The 9035-nt window shown below is 68.1% G+C and carries 7 protein-coding genes and 1 pseudogene; all 8 read left to right on the top strand.

The genetic code is table 11. The annotated features are described in order from the left end of the window. Positions 1 to 194: pseudogene (locus H0523_RS32145) on the top strand (hypothetical protein); the annotation flags it as partial. Between the two features lie 68 nt (positions 195 to 262). Then, positions 263 to 787, top strand: coding sequence for a type VI secretion system contractile sheath small subunit (gene tssB, locus H0523_RS26295; protein ID WP_006395406.1), 525 nt, complete (start codon positions 263 to 265; stop codon positions 785 to 787). Beyond that, positions 780 to 2270 (top strand): type VI secretion system contractile sheath large subunit, encoded by a 1491-nt coding sequence (gene tssC, locus H0523_RS26290; protein ID WP_054434064.1) that lies wholly within the window; start codon positions 780 to 782, stop codon positions 2268 to 2270. Before tssB ends, tssC begins: the two co-directional genes overlap by 8 nt. 40 nt (positions 2271 to 2310) lie before the next feature. After that, positions 2311 to 2814, top strand: coding sequence for an Hcp family type VI secretion system effector (locus H0523_RS26285; RefSeq protein WP_006395404.1), 504 nt, complete (start codon positions 2311 to 2313; stop codon positions 2812 to 2814). Positions 2815 to 2884: 70 nt separating this feature from the next. Then, positions 2885 to 3370 (top strand): type VI secretion system baseplate subunit TssE, encoded by a 486-nt coding sequence (tssE, locus tag H0523_RS26280; protein ID WP_006395403.1) that lies wholly within the window; start codon positions 2885 to 2887, stop codon positions 3368 to 3370. Positions 3371 to 3423: 53 nt separating this feature from the next. Beyond that, positions 3424 to 5262, top strand: coding sequence for a type VI secretion system baseplate subunit TssF (tssF, locus tag H0523_RS26275; protein WP_054434067.1), 1839 nt, complete (start codon positions 3424 to 3426; stop codon positions 5260 to 5262). Continuing rightward, positions 5226 to 6326 (top strand): type VI secretion system baseplate subunit TssG, encoded by a 1101-nt coding sequence (gene tssG / locus H0523_RS26270; protein ID WP_054434174.1) that lies wholly within the window; start codon positions 5226 to 5228, stop codon positions 6324 to 6326. Before tssF ends, tssG begins: the two co-directional genes overlap by 37 nt. A 19-nt stretch (positions 6327 to 6345) precedes the next feature. After that, positions 6346 to 9030, top strand: coding sequence for a type VI secretion system ATPase TssH (gene tssH, locus H0523_RS26265; RefSeq protein WP_054434072.1), 2685 nt, complete (start codon positions 6346 to 6348; stop codon positions 9028 to 9030). Positions 9031 to 9035: the final 5 nt, after the last annotated feature.

Below are 9035 nucleotides of genomic sequence, written 5' to 3'. Positions count from 1 at the left end.
GGGCTCCCGCGGCCGGTACGCCCGCAGCTGGTACGCCTTCCGCCAACGGCGGCGCCACTGCTGCGCCGGCGGCGCGCCCGGCGCAATCCGGCGGCGCCACGGCGCCCGCGCAGCCTGCCCAATCCACCCCATCCACCCCGCCCGCCGGGGGCCGCGCGCCGGATCCGTTCGGCAATCTGATCAACAAACCCTGATCGGCCCGCCGGACCCGGCAGGCCGGGTCCACGCGCCTTCGTCACTACGCATCCGCTGGGAGCCCTCAATGGCCAAGAAAGAAAGCGTTCAGAAAAGACTGCAGAAAGTGCGCCCGCCGCGCGTTCAACTGACCTATGACGTCGAGAAGGGCGACGCGATCGAGCAGAAGGAACTGCCCTTTGTCGTCGGCGTGGTGGGCGACTTCAGCGCGCAGTCGGAAGCCGAGCTGCCGCGCCTGAAGGACCGCAAGTTCGTCAACATCGACGTCGACAACTTCGACGACGTGATGCGCGGCCTGGAGCCGCGCGCCGCCTACCGCGTGAAGAACCGCCTGACCGACGAGGGCGGCACCTTCGGCGTCGATCTGAAGTTCCGCTCTGTCGAGGATTTCCGCCCCGAGGCGGTGGTGCAGCAGATTGAGCCGCTCAAGGAGCTGCTGGACATCCGCACCAAGCTGGCCGACCTGCGCAACAAGCTGGCCGGCAACGACAAGCTGGAAGACCTGCTGGGCGAAGTGCTCAGCAGCACGGAAAAACTGCAGCAACTGACCAGCGAAGCCGGCAAGGACGGCAAGGGAGGCCGCAATGAGTAATTCCGCCGCCGCGCACAGCGCATCCGCCCCGGCCGCCGCCGACGCGGGCCTGCTCGACCAGATCGTCGAACAGAGCCGGGTGGCCAAGTCCAGCGCCGAGCACGACCGCGCCAAGGACCTGATCGGCGAACTGGCCCGCGAAGTCATGAAGGGCACCGTGGTGGTGTCGGACAACCTGTCCGCCATGCTCGACGCCCGCGTGGCCGAGCTGGACCGCCTGATCTCCGCGCAGCTGAGCGAAGTCATGCACGGCGCCGAGTTCCAGAAGCTCGAAAGCACCTGGCGCGGCCTGCATTACCTGTGCCAGGAGAGCAATACCGGGCCGATGCTCAAGATCAAGGTGCTCAACGTCACCAAGCGCGACCTGGTGCGCGACTTCCAGACCGCCATCGACTTCGACCAGAGCCTGATGTTCAAGAAGGTCTACGAAGAGGAATTCGGCACCTTCGGCGGTTCGCCGTTCGGCGCGCTGCTGGGCAACTTCGAGATCACCCGCCAGCCCGAGGACATGTACTTCATCGAGCAGATGTCGCACGTGGCCGCGGCCTCGCACGCGCCGTTCATCGCCTCGGCCTCGCCCGAACTGCTGGGCCTGGACAGCTTCGCCGACCTGGGCCGCCCGCGCGACCTGGCCAAGGTGTTCGACACGGTCGAATACACCAAGTGGCGCAGCTTCCGCGATTCCGAGGACTCGCGCTACGTCGGCCTGACCATGCCGCGCTTCCTGGGCCGCCTGCCGTACGACCCGAAAGAGGGCACCTCGGTGGAAGGCTTCAACTTCGTCGAGGACGTCGACGGCACCGACCATTCCAAGTACCTGTGGTGCAACGCCGCCTGGGCCTTCGGCGCGCGCCTGACCGCGGCCTTCGCCGACTTCGGCTGGTGCGCGGCGATCCGCGGCGTCGAAGGCGGCGGCCTGGTCGAGAACCTGCCGACCCACACCTTCAAGACCGACGACGGCGAGATCGCGCTCAAGTGCCCGACCGAGATCGCCATCACCGACCGGCGCGAGAAGGAACTGAGCGACCTGGGCCTGATCCCGCTGGTGCACTGCAAGAACTCCGACTACGCCGCGTTCTTCGGCGCGCAGTCGGTGCAGAAGGCCAAGAAATACAACACCGACAGCGCCAACGCCAACGCGGTGCTGTCGGCGCAGTTGCAATACATCTTCTCCGTGTCGCGGGTGGCCCATTACCTGAAGGCCATGATGCGGGACAAGATCGGCAGTTTTGCGTCCGCGCAATCGGTCGAGAGCTTCCTGAACCGCTGGGTCTCGCAGTACGTGCTGCTGGACGACAACGCGAGCCAGGAGCAGAAAGCGCAATTTCCCCTGCGGGAAGCATCGGTGCAAGTCGCCGAGGTGCCGGGTCGTCCTGGCGTGTTCCGGGCCGTGGCGTTTTTGCGGCCGCATTTCCAACTCGACGAGCTGTCGATTTCCCTGCGCCTGGTTGCGGAACTGCCCGCCCAGGCCCAGAAATCGTGATGACCGTCTGATCCAAAGCTTTTAACCGGAGAGTACTTTAATGAAGGACATCTACGTCAAATTCGGCAATCCTGCGCTCAAGGGCGAGTCCCAGGACAAGGATCACCCGGACTGGATCGAAGTGGGCTCGTGGCGCCACGAGATCATCCAGCCGCGTTCGGCCACCGCCTCGACCTCGGGCGGCCACACCGCCGAGCGCACCGAGCACGGTGAAATGGTCTTCACCAAGGACCTGGACGTGGTCAGCCCGCTGCTCTACCAGCACGCCTCGGGCGGCACCACCTTTGACGAAGTGACCATCGATTTCCTGCGCGCCGATGGCGAAGGCAACCGCGTCAAATACCTGGAAATCAAGCTCAAGTACGTGATCATCTCGCGCGTGGCGCCGGAAGTGGTCAGCGAGGGCCTGCCGCACGAATCGTTCTCGCTGAAGTACGCCGCTGTCCAGTGGAAGTACACGCAGCAGAAGGTCGGCGGCAATCAGGGCGGCAACGCCCAGGGCGCCTGGAGCCTGACCAAGAACGACAAGACCTACTCGGTCTGACCCCGACCGCGCGGCAAGGCGAAGGCCGCGGCTCGCTCCCGGGCCGCGGTTTTCCTGAATGAGGTCCGTGATGAAGGGATTCGAACCCAGCCTGTTCGACAAGCTGTTCGACGGCGATGGCCCGGCGCCGCATGCGCTGCGGCGGTTGTCCGTCGAGGAAATCAAGGAAACCGTCGCGCGCGACATCGAGGCCCTGCTCAATACCCGCATGGTCTTCACCGAGGCGTCGCTCAAGCGCTATCCGAACTGCCAGCGGTCGATCCTGACCTATGGACTGTCGGATTTCTCCGGGCTCAGCCTGGCCAGCCACTACGACCGGGAGTTCATCTGCCGGTCGCTGGAGCAGGCCATCGCGCGCCACGAGCCGCGGCTGACGCACGTGCGGGTGGTGCTGCAGGTCGACAGCCGCGCCACGTCGGTGCTGTATTTCGCGATCACCGCGATGCTGGACGTCGGTCCGGCGCATGAGCCGGTGACGTTCGACGCCACCCTGCAGCCGTCGACGCTGCAGTATTCGGTCAGCAAGGGCTGGGCCAAGGCCGCGGCGGCCGCCTGACAAGATCAACGCACGCGGGCGCCGGCGGCCAGCCGCCGGCGAGGAAGGGAAAGATGGAAGAACTGCTGCCGTATTACGAACGCGAGCTGGGGTTCCTGCGCGGCTCGTCGCGCGATTTCGCCCAGCGCTATCCGAAGATCGCGGCGCGCCTGGGGCTGTCGGGGGAAACCTGCGAAGACCCGCACGTCGAGCGGATGATCGAATCGTTCGCCCTGCTGGGGGCGCGCATCAACAAGAAGCTGGACGACGACTATCCGGAATTCACGGAAGCGTTGTTCGAGGTGATGTACCCGCACTACCTGCGGCCGTTTCCGTCGTGTTCGATCGCGCAGTTCGACATGGGCGGCGTGGCGGCCCAGCTGACCGCGCCGGTGCGCATGGCGCGCGGCACCGAATTGAAGTCGCACGCCGTGCGCGGCGTGGCCTGCCGTTTCCGCACGGCCTACGACGTGACGCTGGCGCCCGTGGCCATCCGCCAGGCCGCGTTCGCCTCGACCGCCAACGCGCCGTCCTCCACGCAGCTGCCGCCGGGCGTGACCGGCCGCCTGTCGCTGACGCTGGCGTGCCTGGCCGAAACGCAGAGCTTCGCCACGCTGGCGGTGGACCGCCTGCGCGTCTATCTGCACGGCGAGCCGTCGTTCGTGGCGGCGCTGCGCGATTGCCTGTTCCTGCGCACCGCCGCGGCCTACATCGAGACCCAGCCCGGCCGCTGGAACCGGCTGCCCGAGGTGCCGCTGGCGCAGGTCGGGCTGGCCGAGGACGACGCGCTGATCGATTTTCCGGCCAGCTCGCACCCGGCCTACCGGCTGCTGGCCGAGTACTTTGTTTTCTCAGAGAAATTCAACTTCGTCGACATCGACCTGGCGGCGCTGCGGCGCGCGGTGGGGCCGGTGCGCGAATTCACGCTGCACCTGCCGGTCAAGGGGCTGCGCGCCGACTCCAATACCGCGCGCCTGTTGGAGTCGGCCTCTGCCGACAACTTCCGGCTGGGCTGCACGCCGGTGATCAACCTGTTCGAGCAGCGCGCCGACCCCATCCGCGTGACGCACGCGGCCGCGTCGTACCCGGTGGTGGCCGATGCGCGCCGCGCCTATGGCTACGAGGTCTATTCCATCGACCGCGTGCGGCTGGTGCGGCAGAACGCGCAGGGCGATTCGGTGGTGGAGTTCCGGCCGTTCTATTCGTTGCACCACGGCGAGACGCCCGAGGGCGCCAGCCATTACTGGACCGCGCGGCGCGACCCGATGGTGGCCGAGCGCAGTCCGGGCTACGAGATGGAGATGTCGATCGTCGACATCGATTTCAATCCGGCGCTGCCGCAGACCGAAACGCTGAGCCTGGAGCTGACCTGCACCAACCGCGACCTGCCGTCGCACCTGGCGGTGGGCCAGCCGGGCGGCGACCTGTTCCTGGAGGGCGGCTCGGTGGCGCGCGAGATCCGCATGCTGCGCCGGCCGACCCACACACACCGCTTCCAGCAGGGCCGCGCGGCGCACTGGCGCCTGATCTCGCACCTGGCGCTGAATCACCTGTCGCTGGTGCACAGCGGCCTGCCGGCGCTGAAGGAAACGCTGCGCCTGTACGACCTGTCGCACGCGGCGGTGGCGGCCCGCCAGATCGAAGGGCTGGTGGGGCTGGACTACAAGCCCGCCACCCACTGGATGCCGGGCGAGCCGTTCGCGACCTTCGTGCGCGGCATCGAGATCCGGCTGACGATCAATGAAGACAACTTCGTGGGCACCAGCCTGCATGCCTTCGTGGCGGTGCTCAACCGCTTCTTCGGCCTTTACGTGCACGCCAACAGCTTTGTGCAGTTGGTGGTGCTGTCGCGCCGCGGCGCGGAAGAAATCCTACGGTGTGCTCCATGCAACGGCGACGCGATCCTAGCGTAATCGAATCGCTGCTGGCCGAGCCGCAGCGCTTCAAGTTCTTCCAGGCCGTGCGGGTGCTGGAACTGTGGTTCGCGCGCCAGGAAGGCACGCGCGCCAAGAACGCCGTGCCGGCGCACCTGCGCTTCGTCAACTCGTCGTCGCTGGGCTTTCCGGCCAGCGAGATCGCCGGGTTGACGGCCTTCGACAAGAACGGCCAGGCCCTGCACGACGCCGAGGCGCGCCTGGCGGCGCTGGCGGCTGGCACGCTGGGGCGGGTGGAGATCGAGCCGGCCTTCTTCGGTTTGCTGGGCGGGCAGGGCGCTTTGCCGCTGCATTACTCCGAGATCCTGAGCCACCGCGAAAGCGCCACGCGCGACCGCGGCGCGCGCGCCTTCTTCGACATCTTCTCGAACCGGGCCGCCGCGCTGTTCTACGCGGCCTGGAAGAAGTACCGCATGCCGCTGCGGCACGAGACCGAGCAGGACCATCACTACCTGCCGCTGTTGCTGGCGTTGGGCGGTGTCGGCCATCCGGCGCTGCGCGACCGCCTGCATGCCGGCGAAGGCCGCGTGTTCGACGAATCGCTGGCACACTACGCGGCGGCGGCGCGGCAGCGGCCGGTGTCGGCCGCGTACCTGCAGCGGGTGCTGGCCGATTACTTCCAGGTGGCCTTGCGGGTCGAACAGTTCGTCGGCCGCTGGTACCACGTGCCGCCCGAGAACCGCACCCAGCTGGGCCGGCCCGGCGCGGTGCTGGGTGTGTCCGCCATGGCCGGAGACCGCATCTGGCAGCGCGACCTGCGCATCCGGCTGTGGATCGGCCCGCTGTCCAAGACCGCGTTCGCCGATTTCCTGCCTGGCGGCGCCCGCGCGCAGGCGCTGGAAAAACTGCTGACGATGTTCGGCGGGCTGAGCTTCGAATACGAGGTGCGCCTGGTGATGGCCAAAGAGGACGTCGCCGGCAGCGCGCTGGGCGGCGATGCCGAGGGCGGCGGCGCGCGCCTGGGCTGGAATTCCTTTCTCTGCACCGAACCGTCGGCGTCGGATCGCGACGACGCCAGCTACGAACTGCACACCATCCACTAAGAACAAGACAACCGAGAACATGGCCACTCCCCTGAAAACCCTGATCGGGAAACTGAACCAGACCTGCCGCCAGGCCGCCGAGCGCGCCGCCAGCCTGTGCATGGCGCAAGGCCACTACGAGGTGGACCTGGAACACCTGTTCCTGGCGCTGCTGGAAAAGCCCGCCAGCGATTTCAGCATCGTGGCGCGCCGCAGCGGCATCGAGGCCTCGGTGCTCGAGGCCGACCTGAACGCCGAAATCCGCGGCTTCAAGAACGGCAATACCCGCACGCCGGTGTTTTCGCCGCATCTGCCGCGCCTGTTCGAGCATGCCTGGCTGATCGCCTCGCTCGACACGCAGACCACCCGCATCCGTTCCGGTCACCTGTTGCTGGCGCTGCTCACCGAGCCCGATCTGGCGGCGCTGGCGCGGCGCGGCTCGCGCCTGTTCGAGTCGTTCCGGCTGGAAGAGCTGAAGCACGATTTCGCGGCCCTGACGGCCGGCTCGGAAGAGGCCGGCCAGTCCGTCGCATTGGGCGATGACGCCGCGCAGGGCGAGGCCGCAGCGCCCGCGGCCGCGCTGTCCAAGACGCCGGCGCTGGACCAATACACCACCAACCTGACCGAGCGCGCCCGCGAAGGCAAGATCGATCCGGTGATCGGCCGCGATGCCGAGATCCGCCAGATGATCGACATCCTGACGCGGCGCCGCCAGAACAACCCCATCCTGACCGGCGAGGCCGGCGTCGGCAAGACCGCCGTGGTCGAGGGGCTGGCGCTGCGCATCGTGGCTGGCGACGTGCCGCCGGCGCTGGCCGGCGTGGCGCTGCGCACGCTGGACATGGGCCTGCTGCAGGCCGGCGCCAGCGTCAAGGGCGAATTCGAGAACCGCTTGAAAAGCGTGATCGACGAGGTCAAGCAAAGCCCCACGCCCATCATCCTGTTCATCGACGAGGCCCACACCATGATCGGCGCGGGCGGGCAGGCCGGCCAGAACGATGCGGCCAACCTGCTCAAGCCGGCGCTGGCGCGCGGCGAACTGCGCACCATCGCCGCCACCACCTGGAGCGAATACAAGAAGTATTTCGAGAAAGACGCCGCGCTGGCGCGGCGCTTCCAGGTGGTCAAGGTGGAAGAGCCCAGCGAGACCCTGGCCGCCAGCATGCTGCGCGGCATGGCGCCGCTGATGGAACAGCATTTCGGCGTGCGCATCCTGGACGAGGCGATCGTCGTCGCCGCCCGCCTGTCGCACCGCTACATCAGCGGCCGCCAGCTGCCCGACAAGGCGGTCGGCGTGCTGGACACCGCCTGCGCCCGGGTGGCATTGGGCCGCAGCGCCACGCCGGCCCTGATCGACGACGCCCGCCACCGGCTGGCGCGCCAGGAGACCGAGCGCGCGGCGCTGCGCCGCGAGGCCGCGACCGGCGCCGCGCAGTCGGCCCGCCTGCGCGAACTGGACGAGGAAATGGCCGCCACCCGCCAACAGCTGGCCGAGGCCGAGGCGCGCCTGGCGCAGGAAAGCGAGCTGGTGCGGCAGATCCACGCGCTGCGCGAGGAGCTGGAAGCCGCGGGCCAGGAACCCGACGCCGAAGCCGGCGCCAAGCGCCGCGGCGGCAAGGCCGCCGAGCCGACGCCCGCCCAGGCGCAACTGGCCGAATTGCAGCAGCAGTTGCGCGCCCTGCAGGGCGAGGCGCCGCTGGTGCCGGCCTATGTGGACGCGCAGGTCATCGCCGAGATCGTCTCGGCCTGGACCGGCATCCCGCTGGGCCGCATGGTCAACGACGAGATCCGCACCGTGCTGGAGCTGCAGCCGCTGCTGGCCGAGCGCGTCATCGGCCAGGATCACGCATTGCACGCCATCGCCCAGCGCGTGCGCACCGCGCGCGCCGGCCTGGAGGACCCCAACAAGCCCAAGGGCGTGTTCCTGTTCGTCGGCCCGTCGGGCGTGGGCAAGACCGAAACCGCGCTGGCGGTGGCCGACATCCTGTATGGCGGCGAGCGCAAGCTGGTCACCATCAACATGAGCGAGTACCAGGAGGCCCACAGCGTCTCGGGCCTGAAGGGTTCGCCGCCCGGCTACGTCGGCTACGGCGAAGGCGGGGTGCTGACCGAGGCCGTGCGGCGCCAGCCCTACAGCGTGGTGCTGCTCGATGAAATCGAGAAGGCCCACCCCGACGTGCTGGAGCTGTTCTTCCAGGTGTTCGACAAGGGCGTGATGGACGACGCCGAGGGGCGCGAGATCGATTTCCGCAACACGCTCATCATCCTGACCTCCAACGTCGGCTCGTCGGCCATCATGCAGGCCTGCCTGAACAAGAGCGCCGAGGAACGGCCCGATCCGGACGCCATGCAGGAACTGCTGGCGCCGCAGCTGTACAAGGCCTTCAAGCCCGCCTTCCTGGGGCGCATGAAGACCATCGCCTACTACCCGGTGGACGACGACGCCCTGGCCCGCATCATCGGCTTGAAGCTGGCCCGCATCGCCGAGCGCGTGCAGGCCAACCACCGCGCCGTGTTCGACTGGGACGAGGCGCTGGTCGAGGCCGTGCTGGCGCGCTGCACCGAGGTCGACACCGGCGCGCGCAACGTCGACCACATTTTGAACGGCACGCTGTTGCCGCAGATCGCCGAGCAGGTGCTGGGCCGCATGGCGCAGGGTGAAGCGATCGCGCGCATCCGCGTCACGGCCGGCAAGAACGGCGACTTCCGCTACCGCCTGACCTGAGCCCG

The sequence above is a fragment of the Achromobacter insuavis genome (genome assembly GCF_902859645.1).
Lineage (GTDB): Bacteria > Pseudomonadota > Gammaproteobacteria > Burkholderiales > Burkholderiaceae_B > Achromobacter > Achromobacter insuavis.
The sequence above is the reverse complement of the archived record's forward strand: the minus strand, read 5'-3'. Positions and strand labels throughout refer to the sequence as shown.

Bases quoted from the DNA above. Each gene is read 5' to 3' on its own strand.
- tssE (WP_006395403.1), top strand. From the start codon at position 2,885: ATGAAGGGATTCGAACCCAGCCTGTTCGACAAGCTGTTCGACGGCGAT.
- tssC (WP_054434064.1), top strand. From the start codon at position 780: ATGAGTAATTCCGCCGCCGCGCACAGCGCATCCGCCCCGGCCGCCGCC.
- tssB (WP_006395406.1), top strand. From the start codon at position 263: ATGGCCAAGAAAGAAAGCGTTCAGAAAAGACTGCAGAAAGTGCGCCCG.
- H0523_RS26285 (WP_006395404.1), top strand. From the start codon at position 2,311: ATGAAGGACATCTACGTCAAATTCGGCAATCCTGCGCTCAAGGGCGAG.
- tssH (WP_054434072.1), top strand. From the start codon at position 6,346: ATGGCCACTCCCCTGAAAACCCTGATCGGGAAACTGAACCAGACCTGC.
- tssF (WP_054434067.1), top strand. From the start codon at position 3,424: ATGGAAGAACTGCTGCCGTATTACGAACGCGAGCTGGGGTTCCTGCGC.